Annotated in this window: 17 protein-coding genes; 4 read left to right on the top strand and 13 right to left on the bottom strand. The window is 57.5% G+C overall.

Annotated features, from left to right (window positions below; all coding sequences use genetic code 11):
- Positions 1–126: 126 nt before the first annotated feature.
- Positions 127–900 (top strand): NAD kinase, encoded by a 774-nt coding sequence (locus tag WKI41_RS19535; RefSeq protein ID WP_340195136.1) that lies wholly within the window; start codon positions 127–129, stop codon positions 898–900.
- Between the two features lie 41 nt (positions 901–941).
- Positions 942–1,415 (top strand): hypothetical protein, encoded by a 474-nt coding sequence (locus tag WKI41_RS19540; RefSeq protein WP_340195493.1) that lies wholly within the window; start codon positions 942–944, stop codon positions 1,413–1,415.
- A gap of 74 nt (positions 1,416–1,489) precedes the next feature.
- Here the strand turns inward: WKI41_RS19540 and WKI41_RS19545 are convergent, their stop codons facing one another.
- From WKI41_RS19545 to WKI41_RS19560, 4 genes are all read right to left on the bottom strand, one after another.
- Positions 1,490–1,963 (bottom strand): cysteine hydrolase family protein, encoded by a 474-nt coding sequence (locus WKI41_RS19545; RefSeq protein ID WP_340195137.1) that lies wholly within the window; start codon positions 1,961–1,963, stop codon positions 1,490–1,492.
- A gap of 92 nt (positions 1,964–2,055) precedes the next feature.
- Positions 2,056–3,187, bottom strand: a protein-coding gene (gene prfB / locus WKI41_RS19550) for a peptide chain release factor 2 (protein ID WP_340195138.1) whose coding sequence is annotated in 2 segments (ribosomal slippage) — positions 2,056–3,117 and positions 3,119–3,187 — 1,131 coding nt in all. Because the reading frame shifts where the segments join, the coding sequence is not laid out codon by codon here.
- 98 nt (positions 3,188–3,285) lie between these two features.
- A complete protein-coding gene (locus WKI41_RS19555; protein ID WP_340195139.1) occupies positions 3,286–5,721 on the bottom strand; it encodes a PBP1A family penicillin-binding protein in 2,436 nt (811 codons plus the stop codon).
- A 305-nt stretch (positions 5,722–6,026) separates the two neighbouring features.
- Positions 6,027–7,292, bottom strand: a complete 1,266-nt coding sequence (locus tag WKI41_RS19560; protein WP_340195140.1) for an N-acetylmuramoyl-L-alanine amidase — start codon at positions 7,290–7,292, stop codon at positions 6,027–6,029.
- Positions 7,293–7,943: 651 nt separating this feature from the next.
- Between WKI41_RS19560 and WKI41_RS19565 the strand changes: the two genes are divergently transcribed.
- Entirely contained in the window at positions 7,944–10,880 is a 2,937-nt protein-coding gene (locus tag WKI41_RS19565; RefSeq protein ID WP_340195141.1) for an Rne/Rng family ribonuclease, read from the top strand.
- A 207-nt stretch (positions 10,881–11,087) separates the two neighbouring features.
- Positions 11,088–11,996, top strand: a complete 909-nt coding sequence (locus tag WKI41_RS19570) for an agmatinase (RefSeq protein ID WP_340195142.1) — start codon at positions 11,088–11,090, stop codon at positions 11,994–11,996.
- Positions 11,997–12,032: 36 nt separating this feature from the next.
- Here the strand turns inward: WKI41_RS19570 and lpxB are convergent, their stop codons facing one another.
- From lpxB to WKI41_RS19615, 9 genes are all read right to left on the bottom strand, one after another.
- A complete protein-coding gene (lpxB, locus tag WKI41_RS19575) occupies positions 12,033–13,217 on the bottom strand; it encodes a lipid-A-disaccharide synthase (RefSeq protein ID WP_340195143.1) in 1,185 nt (394 codons plus the stop codon).
- A complete protein-coding gene (locus tag WKI41_RS19580; RefSeq protein WP_425341076.1) occupies positions 13,214–14,122 on the bottom strand; it encodes an LpxI family protein in 909 nt (302 codons plus the stop codon). Before WKI41_RS19580 ends, lpxB begins: the two co-directional genes overlap by 4 nt.
- Positions 14,085–14,897 carry an acyl-ACP--UDP-N-acetylglucosamine O-acyltransferase gene (gene lpxA / locus WKI41_RS19585; protein ID WP_340195145.1) on the bottom strand — a complete coding sequence of 271 codons (813 nt, stop codon included), beginning with the start codon at positions 14,895–14,897 and terminating at the stop codon, positions 14,085–14,087. The genes WKI41_RS19580 and lpxA overlap by 38 nt, the downstream gene beginning before the upstream one ends.
- Positions 14,894–15,361, bottom strand: a complete 468-nt coding sequence (gene fabZ, locus WKI41_RS19590) for a 3-hydroxyacyl-ACP dehydratase FabZ (protein ID WP_062598479.1) — start codon at positions 15,359–15,361, stop codon at positions 14,894–14,896. Before fabZ ends, lpxA begins: the two co-directional genes overlap by 4 nt.
- A complete protein-coding gene (gene lpxD, locus WKI41_RS19595) occupies positions 15,354–16,418 on the bottom strand; it encodes a UDP-3-O-(3-hydroxymyristoyl)glucosamine N-acyltransferase (protein WP_340195146.1) in 1,065 nt (354 codons plus the stop codon). The genes fabZ and lpxD overlap by 8 nt, the downstream gene beginning before the upstream one ends.
- Before the next feature lie 49 nt (positions 16,419–16,467).
- Positions 16,468–18,792: an outer membrane protein assembly factor BamA gene (gene bamA / locus WKI41_RS19600; protein WP_340195147.1), complete on the bottom strand. Its 2,325-nt coding sequence runs from the start codon at positions 18,790–18,792 to the stop codon at positions 16,468–16,470.
- Positions 18,793–18,991: 199 nt separating this feature from the next.
- Positions 18,992–20,113, bottom strand: coding sequence for an RIP metalloprotease RseP (gene rseP, locus WKI41_RS19605; RefSeq protein WP_340195148.1), 1,122 nt, complete (start codon positions 20,111–20,113; stop codon positions 18,992–18,994).
- A gap of 62 nt (positions 20,114–20,175) precedes the next feature.
- Entirely contained in the window at positions 20,176–21,009 is an 834-nt protein-coding gene (locus tag WKI41_RS19610) for a phosphatidate cytidylyltransferase (RefSeq protein ID WP_340195149.1), read from the bottom strand.
- Complete coding sequence (locus tag WKI41_RS19615) at positions 21,009–21,752, bottom strand: isoprenyl transferase (protein ID WP_340195150.1); 744 nt, start codon at positions 21,750–21,752, stop codon at positions 21,009–21,011. The genes WKI41_RS19610 and WKI41_RS19615 overlap by 1 nt, the downstream gene beginning before the upstream one ends.
- Between the last annotated feature and the right edge of the window lie 40 nt (positions 21,753–21,792).

Consider the following 21,792-nt stretch of genomic DNA (forward strand, 5'->3'; position numbering starts at 1 on the left):
GCGCCACGGTCTCCTTAGTCGGGGAACTCGCGCTGAGTCTCACTACGGCTATTCGCTGACAGCCGGAAAGAGCTTGTCCATCAGGTGTCTCTTCATGTACCAGAGATCATCAATCAGGATGTCCGCATGTCGCGTTCAGTACACAAGATTTCCTTTGTCGCGTCGCCGGCAAACCATGCGCAGGCTGCAAGAGAAGAATTGATCCGCGAATATGGCAATGCCTCATTCGACGAGGCAGATGTGATTGTAGCGCTTGGCGGCGATGGCTTCATGCTTCAGGTTCTCAACGAGACGATGAATCTTGGAAAGCGGGTCTACGGCATGAACCGCGGCTCCGTCGGTTTCCTGATGAACGATTACAGGGTGGGCCGCCTGCACGAGCGCATCGCGATTGCGACCGGCAACGATTTCCATCCACTCAGAATGACGACGATCGATGAGGACGGCAACGAGGTTTCGGCTCTCGCCATGAACGAGGTAAGCCTCTTCCGTCAGTCTCACCAGGCGGCAAAACTCCGCGTCGATATAGACGGGAAGACACGGCTGGAAGAACTGATCTGCGACGGCGTGATGGTGGCGACACCTGCTGGCTCAACCGCCTACAATTTTTCCGCCCACGGCCCGATCCTGCCACTCGAATCCCCGCTACTCGCACTCACTCCCGTTAGCCCTTTCCGCCCGAGACGCTGGCGTGGTGCGCTGCTTCCTAATAAGGTGACCGTCGATATCCACGTTCAGGAAAGCGAAAAGCGCCCGGTGAACGCCGTCGCCGACCATCGCGAGGTGAAATCCGTGCGTAGCGTCAAGATAGCGCTTTCTCAGGACCGAACGGCCAGGATTCTCTCGGACCCTGATCGCTCCTGGTCGGACCGGATCCTTGCCGAACAGTTCACCAATTGATGAAGGACAGTCCCGTGAAAGCACTCTTCGCCGCCGCCCTTATGCTAGGCAGCTTCACTCAGGCCTTCGCCGATGTTCCTGGTATCGATGCCCTGCCCGTCTCTACCATCTTCGTTACCAGCAGCGGTATGTGGGAACGCGAGGCTGCTGAGGACGCGGCAAAGGCTCCTCAAACGTCGAACAAGAATGCGGTGCCACCGGGAGAGCCCACGCGGGGTTATTACAAGGTGATCGCTCTGCGCCAGCCGGACGGCACCGCCAAGATCTATCTCCAGCAGATCGCCTACACCGCGAATGGCCCTGCCCTTGTCGAAACACTGGAACTGGAAGAGTTCACGCAGATGAAGGTCTATGTGACCGACATCCGCCCTGAAAGTTCAGCCGGCGCTTCCAGCCTGCCCGGCCTGTTTGTGACGGTGCATCTGAAGACAGATCCGGCTCAGAAGGAGCCGGACGCGTGGACGGTTCTGATCGACGAGTTGGGCGACATGAAAATCGAGAAGGCGTCCAACTAACAAAGGATGTCTTGCCTCGACGGATCTTGAGCACGGCTTGGCAAGACCATCAGAACGGACTTCGCCGACGTTGCTTAACACAACCCAATCTCGTCCGGTCCACTCAGCACCGCACCGAAGTGATGCTTCCACAGGCGCGTTCCCAGCGCTCCCGTTCGGTCAAGACTGGAGCCAACCGTCAACCATGGAAGCAGCGTTGGAGACAGTCCGGCATCGAACAAAGAAAAGCCGGCTGCGAGCACGCAGGTGTCGGCCTGAATGCCACAGACAAGAACACGATCGACGTCCAGCGATAAAAGGTAATCAATCGCTTCCTTTGGCGGCGCGTAACCGTATTTGATGAAAATCCGGTCTGCCGCCACAAGCGACTCGTCGTTTTTGCCGGGCGTCCACCCCAGTTGCCGCTCAAAAGGTGTAATGCTCTCATCATGCCGCTCGACGCTCGCGATGCTCGGCATTTTCGTTGCGAGCTTTGCAATCTCCTCAACGAGGTACGCCGGCGGATTGAAGCTCGGTTGCACGTCGACAATGTAGAGCGCTTGCTTCACTGCATTCCCTTCAAGCTTCGCACTGCAAAAAAGAAAAACCTCCCGCAGCGAATGCCACGGGAGGTTCTAATATGGAAATCGACACGCCCTTATCAATCGATGTCGGAGACTTCCACGCCAGCCCCACCGCTAATGCGGTGAGCAAGGGCTGCCTCCATAAAGTCGTTCAGATCGCCATCGAGGACGCTGCTGGGTGACGTGCTTTCCACCCCGGTGCGCAGATCCTTGACCAGCTGATAAGGCTGCAGAACGTAAGAGCGAATCTGATGCCCCCAGCCAATATCCGTCTTGGACGCTGCCTGCGCATTGGCGGCCTCTTCCCGCTTCTGCAACTCCACCTCGTAGAGGCGCGAACGCAGCATTTCCCAGGCTTTCGCGCGGTTTTTGTGCTGTGAGCGCTCCTGCTGGCAGGCCACCGCAATACCGGTCGGAATATGGGTGATACGCACTGCAGAGTCCGTGGTGTTGACGTGCTGACCGCCGGCACCGGACGAGCGATAAGTATCGATGCGGCAATCACTTTCGTTGATATCGATCTGGATCGAGTCATCCACCACAGGATAAACCCAGATCGATGAGAACGATGTGTGACGACGAGCATTGCTGTCATAGGGCGAAATACGCACGAGGCGATGAACGCCGGATTCGGTCTTCATCCAGCCAAACGCGTTGTGGCCCTTGACCAGAATAGTCGCCGATTTGATGCCGGCTTCTTCACCGTCATGCACTTCAAGGACTTCCACCTTGAAGCCTTGACGCTCGGCCCAGCGGGTATACATGCGCAGCAGCATGCTGGCCCAGTCCTGGCTTTCCGTGCCGCCGGCGCCGGAATGCACTTCGACATAGGTGTCGTTGGAATCGGCCTCGCCGGAAAGCATAGCTTCCACCTGACGGCGGTTTGCTTCGCTGCGCAGCGCCTTTAGCGCCTCCTCGGCCTCGCGAACGATCTCTTCGTCGCCCTCGGCCTCACCCATCTCGATCAACTCGATGTTGTCGTTGACCTGCTGCTCGAGCGATTTGACACCCGTGATGGATTCATCCAGCTGCTGGCGCTCGCGCATCAGCTTCTGCGCTTCACCGGCATCGTTCCAGAGGGTCGGGTCCTCTGCCTTATTGTTCAACCAGTCCAGTCGTCTTATCGCCTGATCCCAGTCAAAGATGCCTCCTCAGCAGGCTTATGGCCTGCTTGATTTCGTCGACTACGTTTACGATTTCATTGCGCATTTCGCAGATTCTTCGCCTTCTTGAAAAACTTGCTGGGTGAATAAATGCGAGGGGCGCGGATGTAAAGACCCGCGCCCCTCGCCGTGTGTTGAATTGATTTAGTAGAGGCCGCCACCGCCGCCGGTAATGGCTTGATGTGCTTGTGGCGATTCCCGCAGGATATCCTCCTGCGACATGTTTCCGTCCATGCCGATCACGTCGAAGGTGGATGCAGGACCAGTGCCTGGCTTGAACGCTTCCATGATTGTATCGGGTTCACCCTGCATGGCGGCCATGCCCGTCTTGCGATTGACCGCGATGAAGTTCATGCCATTCGGCACGATGAACTTGCTGTGCGGCAAGTGCTTGGCGGCCTGAGAAATGAACTCACCGAAGATCGGCGCTGCAAGCGACCCGCCGGTGCCGCCACGGCCAAGAGGCGCCGGGCTGTCGAAGCCGATGTAGAGACCTGCGACCAGATCTGGCGTATAACCGACGAACCAGGCATCCTTCTCGTCATTGGTGGTACCGGTCTTGCCGGCCACCGGCAGATCGACCTTGATTTTGCCTGCCGCAGTACCGCGCTGAACAACGCCTTCCATCATGGACGTCACCTGATAGGCGGTCATCGGATCGAGAACCTGCTCACGCTTGTCGACGATGGTTGGCTCGTTCTGGTCCTGCCAGACCGTCGCATTACAGCCTTCGCAGGCGCGATCCTCATGACGGAAGATCGTCTTGCCGTAGCGATCCTGAATGCGGTCGATGACTGTCGGCTTAATCTGCTTGCCGCCATTGGCGATCACGGAATAGGCCGACACCATGCGCATGACGGTAGTTTCGCCAGAGCCCAGCGACATGGCGAGCAACGGCGGCATCTTGTCGTAAATGCCGAAGCTGTCGGCATATTCCGCCACCAGGTTCATGCCCATATCCTGCGCCAGACGCACCGTCATCAGGTTACGGGATTTCTCGATCCCGAGACGAAGCGTGGATGGACCTGCGACCTCGCCACCATAGTTCTGCGGCCGCCAGACCTCACCACCCGACACGACCTCAAGGGGTGCATCCATGACAACCGAAGCTGGGGTATAACCATTATCGAGCGCTGCCGCGTAGATGAACGGCTTGAAGGACGAGCCGGGCTGACGCATCGCCTGGGTCGCGCGGTTGAATTCCGACTGCGCATAGGAGAAACCGCCGACGATCGCGAGAACGCGGCCGGTATGCGGATCCATCACCACCATACCGCCCTGCACTTTCGGCGGCTGGCGAAGACGATAGGAATCGCCCTGGCCGGCGATTTGCTCGGCATAAACGACATCGCCAGCCTTCAATACGCCAGCGGGGGACTTCGCCGTGCTGCGCTGACCCTTGGAGTCGCGATAAGCCCACTTCATGTCTTCCGGCTTGATGCGCCCGCGCGCATTCTTATCGGAAGCCTCGTTGTCCGCATCAGGGCGGAGACCGATATCGACGCCGTCCGCGGTTGCAGAAAGCACAACGGCAAGCCGCCATTCAGGCACGTCGCGCAGGGGCTTCAGCTTGGAAAGTGCCGCTGCCCAGTCGCCATTAACATCGACTTGATCGATTGGGCCGTGAAAGCCGCGACGTTCATCATAGTCGATAAGGCCGTCCTGCAGCGCTTTGCGCGCTTCCATCTGGATTTCAGGATCGAACGAGGTGCGCACAGAAAGACCGCCCTTGAGCAGCTTGTCGGCACCGAACTGGTCGACGATCTGGCGGCGCACTTCCTCGGCAAAGTAATCCGAACCGGCAAGCTGCGGGCCACCACGACGAACATTGACGCCCAACGGTTGCTGCTTAGCTTCTTCTGCGTCTGCCTTGGTGATGTAGCCATTCTCGGCCATGCGGTCGATCACCCAGTTGCGGCGCTCGACTGCCGCCTTTTCACGGCGGAACGGATGGTAGTTGGCCGGACCCTTCGGCAGAGCGGCAAGATAGGCCGTCTCCGCAATCGTCAACTCGGTCACGGACTTGTTGAAATAGGTGAGCGAGGCACTGGCGATACCGTAGGAGTTCAGGCCGAAGAAGATTTCGTTGAGATAAAGTTCAAGGATCTTGTCCTTGCTGTAGGCCTGCTCGATGCGGAAGGAAAGAATGGCTTCCTTCGCCTTGCGCTCCATCGTCTGCTCATTGGTGAGCAGGAAGTTCTTCGCCACCTGCTGCGTAATGGTCGAACCACCTTGGGTCGGTCCGCCAGTTACATAGGCGAGAGCCGCACGCGCAAAGCCGGTCACGTCGATACCGGGATGCTGATAGAAATTCTTGTCTTCGGCTGAAAGAAATGCGGCCTTCACACGATCGGGGATAGCCTGAATCGGCAGGAACAAGCGGCGTTGTTCGGCGTACTCGGTCATCAGGGCGCCGTTGCCGGCGTGAACGCGCGTCGTGACCGGCGGCTCGTAGCTGTTCAAAACCGCATAATCAGGCAGATCCTTCGTGATCGTTACCAAATAAAGGGCAACGCCAGCAGCGACCACGAGAAAAAGCGTGCTCGCCAAGCCGAAGAAATATCCAATCAGTCTGATCATATGAGGCTACCGATACTTCGAATCGCACTTTGCGCCTGCCCGTAGGCGCGCAATTTTACATGTAGCGTGCCGTTTTGCACACCGCTTAACCGATGACAAGTCGGGGATTAAGCATTCCCGCTCATGTTATCGAGAGATAATGTTCGCGCAATTGCAAGCGAGTCCCGCTCTGCTGCCGAATCCTGATGTCGAGTAACGCGTTGAATGTGAGTAAAATAGGGCTTTGCCTATCAAATGCGGCTGCGGACCAGTCAGTTTGCGCGGCTTTTTGGCGACCGTCGCAAATGCATCACAGCCGCTGTCGTTCAGCCACCGTTGGCAAGAGCTTGAGCACGATACTTCGTCACCGCATCGGCCAGACGTTCCGCCACCTTGTCGCGCCAGCTTTCATCCAGAAGAAGCTTTTCATCTTCGGGATTGGAGAGGAAACCGAGTTCAAGCAATACCGATGGCACGTCATGCGCGCGCAGGACCTGGAAACCAGCATAACGGTGCGGATTGTTGATCAGCCCCACTTGCCCCTCAAACGAGGAGACGATGTTTTCCGCAAGCGTTACGGAGAACGCCTGCGTTTCACGCCGCGTCAGATCAAGCAAAATATCAGCGACTTCCGGCTGCGCGTTGGAGACGGTCACACCGGCAATCTGGTCAGAAAGGTTTTCACGTTCCGCCAAGTTCTGCGCCATGCGGTCGGATGCGCGGTCTGAAATGGTGTAAACAGTCGCGCCTCGTATGCCCTTCTGGCTCAGCGTATCAGCATGCACCGAGATAAAAAGGTTTGCGCTGTGCTGGCGTGCGATAGTTACGCGTTCGGAAAGCGCCAGGAACGTGTCGTCATCTCGCGTCAAAAACGCTTTGATACCGGGCAAGCGATTGAGACGATCCGTAAGCTGCTTGGCGAAGGAAAGCGTGATGACCTTCTCGTCGGTGCCGCTGACACCACCCTTCGCGCCCGCGTCGATGCCACCATGTCCGGCATCCACGGCTATGACGAAGTCAGACTGGCGCGGAGAGGTCTCGATGATATCGGGTGTAACGGATGCGGTGGTTGCCGGCGCAAGCGCCTGCCAATCCTGGTTCTTCAACAAATCAACGAATTTTTGTTTGGAAGCGATTTCGGTATCGAGGACGAAGCGGAAGACCTTGCCGCCGTCCTCCGGCTGCACTTTTGCAACAGCGACCTGAACCGGTTTCTTGGCGGTCAGCACCAGACGCGCGCTCCCCTCGCCCATACTGCCGAAGCGGATTTCGCTAAAAAGCCCGGTCGCCTTCAGATCGTTTGCAGGAAAAGCAAAACTAACGGCTGGCAAATCCACCACAATCCGCGCCGGCGAATCGAGATAATGCACTTCGAATTCCGGCTCTGCGTTGAAATCCAGCACGACACGGGTACGCGCTTCGTCGCCTATGATGCGAGCTGCATGCGCGACGAATTTGGGCGCTGCATGCGCCTTCTCGCCTACGGCAAAAGCAAGAAGCAACACGGCGATTGCCACACGCGCATAACGGGTGATTCGCGACAATGAAGCTCGCCTTTTTGATGTCCTTGCCGCCCGCGCCCGAATTTTCATAGTCGCCAATATCTTTTAAGTTTTATGTCGTTGAGCGCGAAGATCACCGGCTTCCCAGCCGAAATCGCCGTCTTCCCCTGATGAAGATGGCCTTATTCGCGTCCGGTCGCAACATTCGCAAGCCTTGATGAAGCATTTCTTAACCGCGAAATTCCATCAATGATATGGCATATTTAGCCTGCCTATTGCTATTATGACGGAGAAAACATACAACACGATTGAGGGTTAAAAATGTTGACGGGATAGATTCCCGCCGGCTGCCAATCGAGAATGACTCTGGCGCTGAATTTCGGGCAATCATCTGCCGTCGCTGCATTTTTATCCTGAAACTGGATCAATCCGGCTGTGGCCGGAAACATACCCGGTGGCATGCCACCGCTCGCTCTGAGGAGAGCATTTTCATCGGACTCTCAGGAGTCTATTTATTATAGTCGTTCTCGCTTGGCCAATGATGTCGTTGCAGCAGCTTTCATACGAACCGGATACAGGGAGCAGGCACGTAGCCTTGCACGTTGTCCGGATGCTGCCAGTTTACATGCGTCGGGCGGAACACTTCATTTCCGGCACACCCTTGGAAAAAGATGAAAGGCCTGTCCCTGCGGCAGGCCTGTTCTCGTATATGACAAGGCTGCGCCGAGGAGCACAGCTTACATGGCAGACAAAATGCTTATCGACGCCTCCCACGAAGAGGAGACGCGCGTAGTCGTTGTTCGTGGAAATCGCATTGAAGAATTCGATTTCGAGTCCGAACATAAGAAACAGATACGCGGCAATATCTATCTGGCGAAGGTGACACGCGTCGAACCGTCGCTTCAGGCAGCCTTCGTGGATTACGGCGGCAACCGCCATGGATTTCTGGCTTTCGCCGAAATTCACCCAGACTATTACCAGATCCCACTGGCCGACAGGCAGGCGCTTCTAAAGGCGGAAGCCGAAGAGCATCGCCGTGGCGATGACTTTGAACCGGCTGACGCTCCCAACGAACCCACCGTTGATCTTTCCAAGGCAGATCAGCCGGATATTGGCATCGTGTTGGCGTCTGAGGAAAAGACTGAAGAGCCAGCAGCATCCGATGAGGCGGTAGTAGCCTCCGAGGAAACCGTTGCCGTTGCGGAAGAAGTGGTTTCCGAAGAGCAGCCTGCCGAAGAAGAAAAGCCAAAGAAGCGCACCCGCCGCCCCCGCGCGAAGAAGAAGACCGACGCTGACGACGCTTCGGCCGAAGCGTCTGCTGATGAAGCCTCCGATGAAGACGGCTCCAAGGGCGGCGAAATGGCGGCCATGGTCGATACCGACACGATTTCCGAGGAAGTCGAACGCGTCGGTGACGACGATGATGATGACGACGACGATCACCACGAAAAGGAAGTGATCGAGTCGGTCGGCGCCGAAGACGCGATGGAGGAAGTTCCAGACCGCGCCATGCGCAAGCCGCGCAAGCAGTACCGCATTCAGGAAGTCATCAAGCGTCGTCAGATCCTGCTGGTGCAGGTTGCCAAGGAAGAACGCGGCAACAAGGGTGCAGCGCTGACAACTTACCTGTCGCTCGCCGGACGTTACTCCGTTCTGATGCCGAACACGGCACGTGGCGGCGGTATTTCGCGCAAGATCACTCAGCCTGCCGACCGCAAGCGCCTGAAAGAAATCGCCCGCGATCTCGAAGTGCCGAACGGCATGGGCGTTATTCTGCGCACTGCCGGTGCCAACCGCACCCGCGTCGAAATCAAGCGCGACTTCGAGTATCTGATGCGCCTGTGGGAAAACGTTCGCACGCTGACGCTGAACTCCACGGCCCCTTGCCTCGTCTATGAAGAAGGCTCGCTGATCAAGCGCTCGATCCGCGACCTTTACAACAAGGACATCAGCGAGATCATCGTTTCCGGTGAGGACGGCTATCGTGAAGCGAAAGACTTCATGAAGATGCTGATGCCGAGCCACGCCAAGGTGGTTCAACCCTACCGCGACATTCATCCGATCTTCTCGCGCTCGGGTATCGAAGCGCAGCTCGACCGCATGCTTCAGCCGCAGGTTACGCTGAAATCCGGTGGCTATCTGATCATCAACCAGACCGAAGCTCTGGTGTCGATCGACGTCAACTCCGGTCGCTCGACCCGCGAACATTCGATTGAAGAGACGGCGCTCGCCACCAATCTCGAGGCAGCCGAAGAAGTTGCCCGCCAGCTTCGCCTGCGTGACCTTGCCGGTCTGGTCGTCATCGACTTTATCGACATGGAAGAGAAGCGTAATAATCGCTCTGTCGAAAAGAAGCTGAAGGATTGCCTCAAGAACGATCGCGCCCGTATTCAGGTCGGCCGCATCTCACATTTTGGTCTTCTCGAAATGTCGCGTCAGCGTATTCGTGCCTCGGTTCTCGAATCGACCACGCAGATTTGCTCGCATTGCGGCGGCACGGGTCATGTGCGCTCGGAATCCTCCATCGCGCTTCACGTTCTGCGTGGCGTTGAGGAATACCTGCTGCGCAACACGACGCACAACATCACGGTTCGCACCACACCTGAAACGGCGCTCTACCTGCTCAACCACAAGCGTGGCACGATCGTCGATTATGAAGAGCGCTTCGGTGTCGCAATCATCATCGCGGCAGATGCCAGCGTCGGTGCCCAGCACTTCGCCATCGACCGCGGTGAAGCGGTCGAAAACCCAGTGAAAATCGAAAGCCTTCTGCAGGCTCTTCCAACCTTCGAAGAAGACGAGGACGATATCGTCATTGAAGTCGAGGAGGAAGAAGACGAGGAAGAAGTCGTAGTCAAGGCTCAGAGCAACGAGCCACGTCAGCCTCAGGCTGAGAACGGCGAGGACGGCAAGCGCAAGCGTAAGCGTCGTCGCCGCCGTCGCGGCAAGGGTGCAGGCCAAAACGGCGACGTTCAGGCTGATGCCAATGACGATGCATCCGGCGAAGGCGATGACGAGGATGGCGACGATGCCTCCGAAGATCAGGCAGAGGCTACGGAAGCGCGCGGCGAAGGCGAAAATGCGGGCCAAGACGAAGGTAAGCGCAAGCGTCGTCGTCGTGGCAAGCGTGGCGGCCGTCGCAACCGCGACGAAAACGGTGAACTGCTGGATGCCGAAAATGGCGACAGCGATCAGGATGGTTCTGATGACGGCGTTGAAGATGGCGAAGCTGCCGCTGCCGTCGAAGGCGTAGAGCCGACTGCCGCTGTCGAGGCTGCCGAAGCCGAAGCGCCTGAGGTTGAAGAGGCCGAAAAGCCGAAGAAGCCGCGCCGTACCCGCAAGGCCAAGGAAAAGACGGAAGCGGTTGCCGAGGTCCAGGTTGAGGCAGAAACACCGACCGCTCAGACGCCGGTTGCAGACGCTGCCCCTGCTCCGCAGGAAGCACCCGCCGCCGAAGCCCCTGCAGCAGCATCACCTGCTCCGCAGGCTGCTGAACCTGCTGCCGAAACGGCTCAAGAAGAAGCGGACGACGCTGCAAAGCCAGCCCGCGCCAACCGCGGCGATAACGTCTCCTCGTCCGAGCCGGTTGTCACGTCTTCCGGCAAGAGCGACAGCGCCGATGGCGAAGAGCCAAAACCACGCAAGGGCGGCTGGTGGCAGCGCAAAGGCTTCTTCTAAGCCTTGAAGCACACGCAGTAGAATCAGAACCCCGAGATTGGAAAGCCAATCTCGGGGTTTTTCGTTCTGGAAGTAACGATAGAACGCACCATCTTTTGTTGGGCACATGTTGCGACCATTCGATCCCACGAGGCACGCTTTGACACGCAATGGGCCTTAAGCCATCATCGCAGCGCTGATGACATCTCCAACAGAATTGATCGCAGAATGAATGCAGCGAATTCGTTTCTTGGCCTCCCGACGAAACTCGAACACGACGAACCTGCACGCATGGTCATCTTTGGCGCCGCACATGGCAGCGCCTATCCCGATCAAGAGACCTGCCAATACGAAACGGCAGCCGACCATATCCGAGCCGCGAGCAAAGAAGATGCGCCTTTGATCGAACATTGGGATTTCGATCTCAATGGATCGCTCTTCGACGGCTGCGCTGTCAGTGCCATAGACGCCGGCAACATCAAAACTGTGATGGGTGACAATCAGGGCAATAGACAGCTTATCAAAGACGAAACGCAAACGATCCTCACCTCTGGCGCTGTTCCCATCTTGATCGGCGGTGATTGCTCAGTGACATATCCCTTCGTCGCCGCGTTCGAGGCCACCGGACCGGTCTGGATTTTGCAGATCGATGCGCATATCGATTGGAGACACGAGGTTCAGGGAGAACGGTACGGCTACTCAAGCTCCATGCGCCGAGCAAGTGAGATGGAGCATGTGGCTGGGATGGTGCAAGTCGGACTGAGAAGCGTCGGAAGCGCAAGAAAAGCCGACGTCGATGATGCCCTGCGCTACGGAAGTCACTTTGTTACGGCGAGAGAAATTCACCGCGTCGGCGTGGCTGCCGCCCTTCGTGCCATTCCAGATGACGCTCGAGTCGTCATCACACTTGATTGCGACAGCCTCGATCCGAGTATCATGCCGGGTGTTGCCGCAAGAACGCCAGGCGGTCTCACCTACACGCAGGTGATTGATCTGATTTCTGGTGTCGCCGACAAAGCAAAGATCGTTGGTTTCAACCTCGTCGAACTTTATCCGCCCGCCGACATTGATGGACTATCGGCCATTACTGCGTCCCGCATTCTCGTCAACGCGATCGGCGCGATCGCTCGGCAGTAGGCAGTCCGATAATGTCATCGCCTGCCAACACAGATGTCAAATCCCGCCGCTCTTTTCTTTGATCGTCTCAAGCAGTATCGCTGCCCCGCGTTCGCCAGGCGGCACGTCTGTCTTCAGCCGTTCCTGCACCCGCTCGAACCCTTCCAGCATGGCGCGGCGTTGGATGGTGTCGCACGACAACCGCTCCGCCCAGCGCAGCATCGAGCCGGCGCGGACAACTTCGTTGAAGTATTCGGGCACAACGGCGTAGTCGGCGATCAAATTGGGTAGCGCGCCTGTCCAGGTCTTCACTCGCTTGCTCAGCATCGTGAAAATCCAGTCGGTCTTATAGACGGACACCACCGGAACATGGCACAGCGCGAGTTCCAGAATGACCGTGCCGGAGGCCGCAATCGCCGCATCCGCCTCAGCAAAGCAGAGCCACTTGAACGTGGGATCGGTGCCAATCTTGGGGCGAATGGCCTCGGGCCACGAGGCCGCAAGGTCCCTGATCCTCTGCTCCTGTCGTGGTACAGTCGGCAACACGAACCGCGTCGGCCCGTTCCGCTCCACGAACGCGCTTGCAGCCTGCTCGAATGGCTCCATCAAGCGGGTCGTTTCCGTCGAGCGAGAGCCTGGCAGAAGAAGGATTGTCCGCATATCACCAGCAGAAGGGGTAGGACGCAAAGCCCGTTTCGCACGCACCGCCAGCACATCCAAATCAACGCTTAAGCGGTGGCCTACGAAAGTCGTTGCCGGACCGCCAAGGCGCTGCATTGCCTCAGGTTCGAAAGGCAGCAAGGCCAGCACGTGATCGACATAGGACAGCATCGCCGTCGCTCTGTACTCTTTCCAAGCCCACACACTCGGACAAACATAGTTGACCACCGGCAGATCTGGCAGCACCTTCCGAACGCGCTTTGCCACGCGATGCGTGAAATCAGGGCTGTCAACGATCAGCAGCGCATCCGGCTTGTATGCGATGATGGCGTTCGCCGTTTCCCTGATGCGGGAAAGCAGTTGCGGCAGTTTTTTCAGAACCTGAGTGAAGCCCATGATCGACAGTTCGGAATAGTCGAACAGCGAGTTCAAGCCTTCTGCCGTTAGCTGCTCGCCGCCCACGCCAAAAAGCTCCACCTGCCCTGAATATTGTTTCTTCAGCGCGCGAACGAGGTCTGCGCCCAACAGATCGCCGGAGACTTCGCCCGCCACAACAGCAAGTTTCAGTACGCCGTTCGTCACATCATGTCTCCCTCAAGTGCAGTGTCGATGCCGCAGACGAACAAGCCTGACTCATCAGCAGCTTTCAACATCGCTTCTCTATCAAGAATGAAGGCCCTGCCCGCCTCTATGGCTATGCCGGCAAGACCAGCCTTCGCCGCGTTCTCGACGGTCGAAGGACCGATCGTGGGTAGATCGGCACGGATATCCTGCTGCGGCTTGCAGAGTTTGACGAGCACGCCCTTGCGGCGCTGTGAAATGCGTCCGGCAGCACGAAGAACAGCCACCCGCTCCAGCATGCCATCAGTCCCCTCAACGCCTTCCAGAGCAACGATGCGTCCACCGACGGAGACGGCACCCTGCCCGACATCGAGCACACCAAGTGCGAGCGCTGCCCGCGCGGCTTTCGCGATATCTTTGCGGTCATCATCAGTCGGCTTTATCTTGCCGAGCGGACCGGTGGTCGCAAGAAGTCCAGGTGCAATCTCGTGAGCGCCGATCACTCGCGCGCCCTGCGCTTCGATCAAGCCGATCACCATCTGCAGCACTGTGTCATCACCGCCTGACAAAAGCGTGCGGATGATCGAGGGCATTTTGGCGATCATCTTCAGGTTTGGGCGGATTTCCCGCCACTCTGGGCGGCGTGCGACACCACCGGACAGAACCACCCGATCGATGGCATGCTGGCTGAGGAGCTGACCCAGCCCTTTGACATCGCCGACACTGATCGAGGCACTTTCGAACTGCGACCAGTCCAGATCGGCTTCATTCTTCAGGCGGATTATCAGCGGGTCCTCTCCTGCAGATCGTGCAGCAATCGCCACATACAGGGGAAGAGAACCGCTACCGGCGATGATCGCCAGACGCTGGGCGCCCTCAGCCACCGCGTTACTTGCCGCGGTTCGGCGATGAAATCGCCCGGTCATTGGCGGCCGCAATAAAATCGACGATCTCCAGCGCTTGTGGGCAATCAAGATAGTCTTCGCGGATGGCCGCCGCGTTGGCGCGCACATTGCCTTCGCTCTCGAAGATTTGCTTGTAGGCACGGCGAACGGTGTGGATATCAGCGCGCTCGATGCCTGCACGCGTCATGCCGACGACGTTCAACCCACTCAAGACGCCCGGATTGCCGTTCAACATGCCGTAGGGAATCACGTCATAGCTGACCGCTGACAGGCCGCCGATGAAGGCCTGGCGACCGATGCGGGTGAACTGGTGCACCGCGCAGCCACCACCAAGGATCGCCTTGTCCTCGATGTGCACATGGCCGGCCAACATCACATTGTTCGACAGAATGATCTCGTTGCCGAGAATGCAATCATGCGCGACATGCGAGTTGGCAAGGAAGAGGTTGTCGTCGCCGACCACCGTCCTGCCACCACCGTCCGAACTGCCGGTGTTCATCGTCACGCCTTCGCGGATCGTGCAGCGCGCGCCGATATCAAGCGTGGTCTCGGAGCCATCGTGGCGGATTGCCTGCGGTTGACCGCCAATAATAGCCATCGGGTGGATCACGGTACCCTCACCCACCACAGTGCGACCTCCCACCACCGCATGGTTCAACAGCTTGACGCCGTCGCGCAAAGTCACCTTCGCGCCGACATGAGCGAAGGCCCCGATCTCGACATTCTCGCCGATGATCGCGCCATCCTCAACAACCGCCATGGGATGGATTTTGGCCGAAGCCGAAACCGCACTCATTGCTGATCCTCTGGGATCATCATCGCGCCGACATCAGCCTCGGCAACGAGAGCGCCGTCCACCTTGGCTTCGCAATGGAACTTCCAGACATTGCCGCGCTGACGCTGCTTGACGACGTGGATTTCCAGTCGGTCACCCGGCACGACGGGCTTGCGGAAGCGCGCATTGTCGATCGTCATGAAATAGACGAGATATCCACCGCCATCCTTGTTGCGAGCACAGATGGCACCTGCCGTTTGCGCCATGGCTTCCACAATCAGAACGCCAGGCATGATGGGACGGTCAGGAAAATGGCCGGTGAAATGCGGCTCGTTGACCGTGACATTCTTGATGCCAATTGCAGAATTGTCGCCGTCAATGTCGATGATCTTGTCGATCAGCAAAAAGGGATAACGATGCGGCAGCAGCTTCATCACTTCAAGGATGTCAGCCGCGCCAAGCGTCGTCTTCGTCTCTTCAGACATTCTTGTCTCCTGTTTTTCTATCGCGTTCTTCTGCGCGGGCGAGAATATCGGCCATGTCACGCAGGAAATGTTTTATCGGGCGCGCTGGGGTGCCGCCAACCTTCGCGCCTGCCGGCACGTCCGACACCACGCCGCTCATGGCTGCAATCTGTGCACCATCGCCAATGGTAATATGACCGTTGATGCCAGCGGCACCACCAATCATCACGCCGTCGCCGATACGGGTGCTTCCCGCAATGCCCACCTTGCTGACGATGCCGCAATGCCGGCCGATGCGGACATTATGGCCAATCTGGACCTGGTTATCGATCTTCGTGCCTTCACCGATGACGGTATCATCCATCGTGCCGCGATCAACCGTCGTATTGGCGCCGATCTCGACATTGTCTTGAATGATGACCCGACCGATCTGCACGATCTTGATCATGCCGCGTGGTCCTGGTGCATAGCCAAAACCGTCCTGGCCGATACGCACGCCATTGTGGATGATGACGCCATTACCGAGAAGAGCCGAAAGAATGCTCGCCCCGCCAGCAATCGTGCAATCGCGACCGATCTGAACCTCGGCACCAATGATAGCGCCAGGACCGATCCGCGTCCCCGAACCAATTTGGACATTGGCACCGATAACGGCAAAAGGCTCAACGATCACGCCGGGTTCGAGCTTTGCGCTCGGGTCGATATGAGCAGAAGCCGATACCAACGTCTCTTCAGCTATGACGGGAGAAAGACGCATAGCGGAGGGATGCAGAAGCTCCCCAGCCTGTGCAAAGATCGTGTGGGGGTTCTTGCAGATCAGGGCGGGTATATGAGCAGGAACGATGCTTTTCAGCGGCTCGTCACAAATGACGGCGGCCGCGTCGCAAGTGAGCAACTCATCACGGTTCTTGCGAGACAGGATATAGCAGAGCTGATCCTGCTTGGCTCGCGACACTGGCGCGATCGATCGTACCAGCCGATCGGCAAAGGCCTCATCAGACAGTTCCGCCCCAAGACGGACCGCGATATCTTTCAATCGCAGGCCTTCGTGGGGCGGAAAAAAAGCGTTGTAGTCCATCAAACGGAAACTCCAGAACATTCAAACTCGCAGTTCTGGACTGCCGATATCAGAAAGTGTTGGACATGCCAAACCGGAAACGCTGTTCCTCGTCGTAGCTTTCCTTGGCAATCGGCACAGCGTAGTCGACGCGCAGCGGACCGAACGGCGATGCCCACATGATGCCCACACCGGCAGATGCGCGGATCGAGCTATCGTCCTGAACGCCTGCGGAGTTTGCAACCTTGTTGCCATACAGCGTACCTGCATCAACGAAGCCAGCGAGACGCAGACCAACATCTTCCGGAACGAGCGGCATTGGTGCCGTGACTTCAGCCGAAGCCGCGAAATACGTCGTACCGCCAATCGCGTCGGAACCGATACGCGGACCGATACCGTCGTTCTTGAAGCCGCGGATCACACGACCACCAATCTTGAACTGGTCAAACACCAGAAGATTGTCACCCGTCGGGGCAACATAACCGGCCTGACCCGTGAGCGAGCCGATGATGTCATACTCGTCAGATAGCGAGTGGTAGTAACGAACCTTACCGTAGATCTTGTAGTATTCGGAATCACCACCAAGACCAGCAAACTCGTTGGTCAACGCAGCCTGCCAGCCTTCGCGTGGCATGTTGCGGTCGTCCAGCGTGTTGTAGTTCAGTGTGTTCGAAATGATCGACTGCGTCCAGTCACCACCTGCAATCAGGTCACGATAAGGAGCCGCCAGATTGTTCGGGTTGTTCCAGTCGCCCTTACCGTCGTAGCTAATCTGCTTATAGGTGTACTTGAACGTCGTACCAAGATTTTCCGTGATCGGCGCGGTCACGCGCAGCGAGAAACCCTGTTCGTCGTAATTGTAGAATTCTTCCTTGCTGCTCTGCGTCTTGAACAGGTCGAAACCGGCAGCAAGACGATAGCCGAGGAAGTATGGCTCGGTGAAGGACAACGTGTAGCTGCGCGCATCATCCTGACCGGCACCAGCGGCAACGCGAATGTACTGACCGCGACCGAGGAAGTTCTTTTCTTCGATGGAGGCTTCAAGCAGCGCACCGTCGTTCTGCGAGTAACCCGCACCGATACCGAAAGAGCCTGTTGGCTGGTCTTCGACATCCACAACGATCACGACGCGGTCAGCCGCACTGCCCTGCGAGGTGCTGATGTTGACCTTGGAGAAGTAACCGAGCGCTTCGAGGCGACGCTTTGCAGCGCTGATAACCGTCTGGTTGAACGCGTCGCCTTCGCTGATGTCGAACTCGCGACGAATGACGTAGTCACGCGTACGGGTGTTGCCACGGATCTCGATACGTTCAACGTAAGCGCGCTCGCCCTGATCGACGATGTAAGTCACGCCAATCGTGTTGCCAGAAAGGTCACGGTCGCCACGCGGCGTCACACGCGCGAAGGGATAGCCTTCCGCTGCAACGCGCTTGGAAATTGCTTCCATGCTCTGCTGAACTTCCTTGGCGCTATAGTAAGAGCCGGAGTTCGTGTAGACGAGACCCTGAAGCTGCGAACCGTCGATGCCAGGCACCGTCGACTCAACGGCGACATTGCCGAAATTGTAGCGCTGGCCTTCGTCCACCGTGATGGTAACGGTGTATTCGTTGGTCGCCTCATCAAGAACGGCATTCGAAGACACAACGCGGAAATCAGCGTAACCACGGTTGTAATAGAACTGGCGCAGCGACTCTTCGTCAGCGCGCAGCTTGTCCTCATTGTAGACGTCCTTGCGTGTCAGGAACGACAGCATGTTGGACTTCTTGGTGTTGATGACGGCAGCCAGACGGCCATCGCTGTAGGCATTGTTGCCGACGAAGTCGATACGCGCGATCTTGGTGCGCTCGCCTTCATTGATCTGGAAAGCAAGGTTGACGCGACCCTGACCGACCGGCACAACCTGCGTCGTGACCTGCACGTCGCTGCGGCCGATGTTGGCATAGGCTTCCTTGATGCGCGCAATGTCAGCCGTGACGATCGTCTGATCATACGGGCCGAGAGACTGCGTCTGGACGATCGCCTGAAGCTTGTCGTCCTTGATCTTGCGGTTGCCGTTGAAAACGACCGTGTTGACGAGGTTGTTCTCGCTTACCGTCACGACGAGGGCATTGCCTGCCACGCGCATGCTGACGTTGGAGAAATAACCCGTAGCGTAAAGACGCTTTACCGACTCATCGATATCGGAATTGGAAAAATTGCGACCGGGAGCGATCGTAATGTTGGAACGAACAGCATCCGCACCGGAGCGTTCAGCACCGCGAACATCGATTCTGCTGACGACAGCTGCATTGGCAACACCGGCAGAAGCAAGTACCCCCAAAGCTGCAATCGAAGAAACACCAGCAGACAGCGCAACCGCCGATACCGCGTTCAAAAATCTTGAACCAGCCTTCATTTCAAATCTTACCTTTTCCCGTTGTCCCTCAGCGGGCGGAACCCGACTCCGGCCATCTGCGTCGTTTTACCTGCTTTTCCTCTACAAGCAAGCCCGACCCTTAATTTCTGTTTACTTCGCAAGCCACCGTGGCCCAATCGCCACTTTGGCTTCAAAACAAGGTAAACGCCCTCTTAAAAAAACAGCTCGAAACGACCCTTTAGCCGATCAAGCTGCTGATATCGTTCCAAGTCGCAAAAACCATCAGACTGAAAATCATCGCCAGGCCGATGCGGAAAGCGACTTCCTGCGCGCCAGATCCGACCGGTCTGCCACGCACCGCCTCTATCGCATAAAACACCAGATGGCCGCCGTCCAGAATGGGAACAGGCATGAGGTTGAGTAGTCCAATGGAAATTGAAAGGACGGCTGCAAGCTGGATCAGCGCACCAACACCAAGTGTTGCCACCTGCCCTGATGCCTGCGCCACGCGCACTGGTCCGCCCAACTGATCGGCATTCATCCGCCCCGTGACGAGATTGCCGATATAGTTGAAGGTGCCGGTAATCACGTGGCCGGTTTCGCGCACACCCTCAACCAGCGCTTCCACCGGTGTGTAGCTCACATGGCGAAAATTGCCCCGCGTCTGATCGGTGGTGATGCCGATGATTCCAAGCTCGATCTTGTTGCCGAACTGGTCGGTGGTTTCCGTGCGCGTCGGCACCATGGGCAGCGACAGATCGCGACCATCTCTCTCCACGGTGACATTGATCTGCGTGCCTGGACGGATCGAGACATAGCGGCGAACGTCTTCGAACGTCTGCACCTTTTCACCGTCGATTGCGATCAGCCGATCGCCCGGAAGAATACCTGCGGCTTGGGCCGCGCTATCTGGACGTACCTCAGACACCACGGGATCGGAAATCGTCCGGCCGTAGATCGTAAAAAGTACCGTGAAGATCAGGATAGCAAGGATGAAATTCGCGATCGGACCTGCAGCGACGGTCGCCGCCCGCTTCCAGAGCTTAGCACCGGCGAGCGTGTGCGATCTCTCCTCAAGCGTCAGGCCGGAAAGGCCATCGCTGTCGGGCTTGCTGGATGCGTCCTCATCGCCGAAGAATTTCACGTAGCCACCAAGTGGAACCGCTGAGATTTTCCAACGTGTACCGCGCTTGTCGGTAAAGCCGATCAATTCCGGCCCAAAACCGACGGAAAATGCGGTGGAACGAATGCCGCACCAGCGTCCGACAAGATAATGGCCCATCTCGTGGACGAAGACCAACAGCGAGATCACGAGAATAAATGGCACCATATAACCGGTTAGGAAATTAACCGCAGCCATCACAGTGTCCATATTATTTTTGATTCCCTTGTGTCGCGTCTCTTATCGTCTATCTCGTCAGATTAGAAGCCGAGCAAGATACCATCGCCCGATCCTGGCACATCACCGGTTACTGCCGCGTGAACCACTGCAATCAGGAATACGGTAAAGCAGGCGAAAACAAGACCGTCAACCCGGTCCATGAACCCGCCATGACCCGGGATCAGGTTACCGGAATCCTTGACCCCGAAGCGGCGCTTGATGAAGGATTCGAACAGGTCACCGATCTGGCTGAAGATGGAAAGCGCCAGTGCCAGCAACAGCACGGTCAGCGAGATACTGCCATGATAGGAGAGCGCCACAGCGCCGCCCGCAACCAAGCCAAAAAACGTACCGCCGGCAGCACCAGACCAGGTCTTTCCCGGAGAGATCGAAGGCGCAAGCTTTGGGCCGCCGATTGCCCGGCCAACGAAATAGGCCAGAATATCGGTCGCCCAGACGATCGCGAAGACGAAGAGCATGGCAACAAGGCCGGTCGATTCCTCGCCACGAATGGCTGCGAGCGAAATGCCGCTCAACGCCGAATAGACGATACCGCCAACAAGCCACCAATTCGGACCACGCAGAATCGGAAACAAAGCCGCGGTAATTGCAAAACCGGAAAGCAGCGGAAGATCGAGCGAGCTTTCGCCAAAGATCGTGTTGCCGCTCATCACCGCCACCGAGAACCAGCCCCAGGCATAGCCCGTAGGATTCGTATCGGACAGCTTGGTGATCGTGCTCCACTCATAATAGATGAGCAGCGACAGAAGCCCGGCAATGGTGCGGAACATAATCCCGCCATACCAGGTGGCCGTCAGAATGACGACGGCCATCACGATGCCTGAAATGATCCGCAGCTTTAATTCGCGGCTCATCAGGCGCCCGCCATGGCAACTTGGGCGGATAGCCCGCCAAAGCGACGATCGCGCGTCATATACTGATCGATCGCCGCTATCAGCGTCTGGCGATTGAAATCAGGCCAATAGTCCGGAATGAACAGAAATTCGGAGTAGGCCGCCTGCCAAAGCAGGAAGTTGGACAGTCGCTCTTCGCCGCTGGTGCGGATGATGAGATCCGGATCGGGAATACCGGCCGTATCGAGGCGGGCGGAGATCGCTTCCGGCGTGATCGCCGACGCATCGATCCTCCCCGCCGCGACATCGCGAGCCAGCGACGCGGCTGCGCGCGAAATTTCATCGCGCGCGCCGTAGTTGAAGGCAATGATCAATGTCAGCGCGGTGTTGTCACGCGTCGTCTGCTCTGCCTCTTCCAACAGAGCGCGGATATCATCCTTCAGCCCTGCCCTGTCGCCAATCACGCGAACACGCACATTTTCCTTGTGAAGTTCGGCCAGGTCACGACGAATGAACGCTTTCAGAAGACCGAGAAGATCCGAAACTTCCGATTGCGGCCGGCGCCAGTTTTCCGAAGAAAAGGCGAAAAGTGTCAGATACTTCAGGCCGCATTCGCCCGCAGTCCGAACGGTCTCGCGCACGGCCTCCACCCCACGCCGATGGCCCATGACGCGCGGCAAGCCGCGCTGCTTGGCCCAACGACCGTTACCATCCATGATGATGGCGACATGTTCTGGTAGCGGGGAAAGTGCGGTTTCCGACATCTCAATCCATTCAGGCAGTGCGGAGTTCAAACAGGTTCAA

Origin of the sequence: Agrobacterium larrymoorei (assembly GCF_037722385.1) — a bacterium.
GTDB classification, from domain to species: domain Bacteria; phylum Pseudomonadota; class Alphaproteobacteria; order Rhizobiales; family Rhizobiaceae; genus Agrobacterium; species Agrobacterium larrymoorei_C.

Bases quoted from the DNA above. Each gene is read 5' to 3' on its own strand.
- WKI41_RS19535 (WP_340195136.1), top strand. From the start codon at position 127: ATGTCGCGTTCAGTACACAAGATTTCCTTTGTCGCGTCGCCGGCAAAC.
- WKI41_RS19540 (WP_340195493.1), top strand. From the start codon at position 942: ATGCTAGGCAGCTTCACTCAGGCCTTCGCCGATGTTCCTGGTATCGAT.
- WKI41_RS19555 (WP_340195139.1), bottom strand. From the start codon at position 5,721: ATGATCAGACTGATTGGATATTTCTTCGGCTTGGCGAGCACGCTTTTT.
- WKI41_RS19560 (WP_340195140.1), bottom strand. From the start codon at position 7,292: ATGAAAATTCGGGCGCGGGCGGCAAGGACATCAAAAAGGCGAGCTTCA.
- WKI41_RS19565 (WP_340195141.1), top strand. From the start codon at position 7,944: ATGGCAGACAAAATGCTTATCGACGCCTCCCACGAAGAGGAGACGCGC.
- WKI41_RS19570 (WP_340195142.1), top strand. From the start codon at position 11,088: ATGAATGCAGCGAATTCGTTTCTTGGCCTCCCGACGAAACTCGAACAC.
- WKI41_RS19580 (WP_425341076.1), bottom strand. From the start codon at position 14,122: ATGACCGGGCGATTTCATCGCCGAACCGCGGCAAGTAACGCGGTGGCT.
- lpxA (WP_340195145.1), bottom strand. From the start codon at position 14,897: ATGAGTGCGGTTTCGGCTTCGGCCAAAATCCATCCCATGGCGGTTGTT.
- fabZ (WP_062598479.1), bottom strand. From the start codon at position 15,361: ATGTCTGAAGAGACGAAGACGACGCTTGGCGCGGCTGACATCCTTGAA.
- lpxD (WP_340195146.1), bottom strand. From the start codon at position 16,418: ATGGACTACAACGCTTTTTTTCCGCCCCACGAAGGCCTGCGATTGAAA.
- bamA (WP_340195147.1), bottom strand. From the start codon at position 18,792: ATGAAGGCTGGTTCAAGATTTTTGAACGCGGTATCGGCGGTTGCGCTG.
- rseP (WP_340195148.1), bottom strand. From the start codon at position 20,113: ATGGCTGCGGTTAATTTCCTAACCGGTTATATGGTGCCATTTATTCTC.
- WKI41_RS19610 (WP_340195149.1), bottom strand. From the start codon at position 21,009: ATGAGCCGCGAATTAAAGCTGCGGATCATTTCAGGCATCGTGATGGCC.
- WKI41_RS19615 (WP_340195150.1), bottom strand. From the start codon at position 21,752: ATGTCGGAAACCGCACTTTCCCCGCTACCAGAACATGTCGCCATCATC.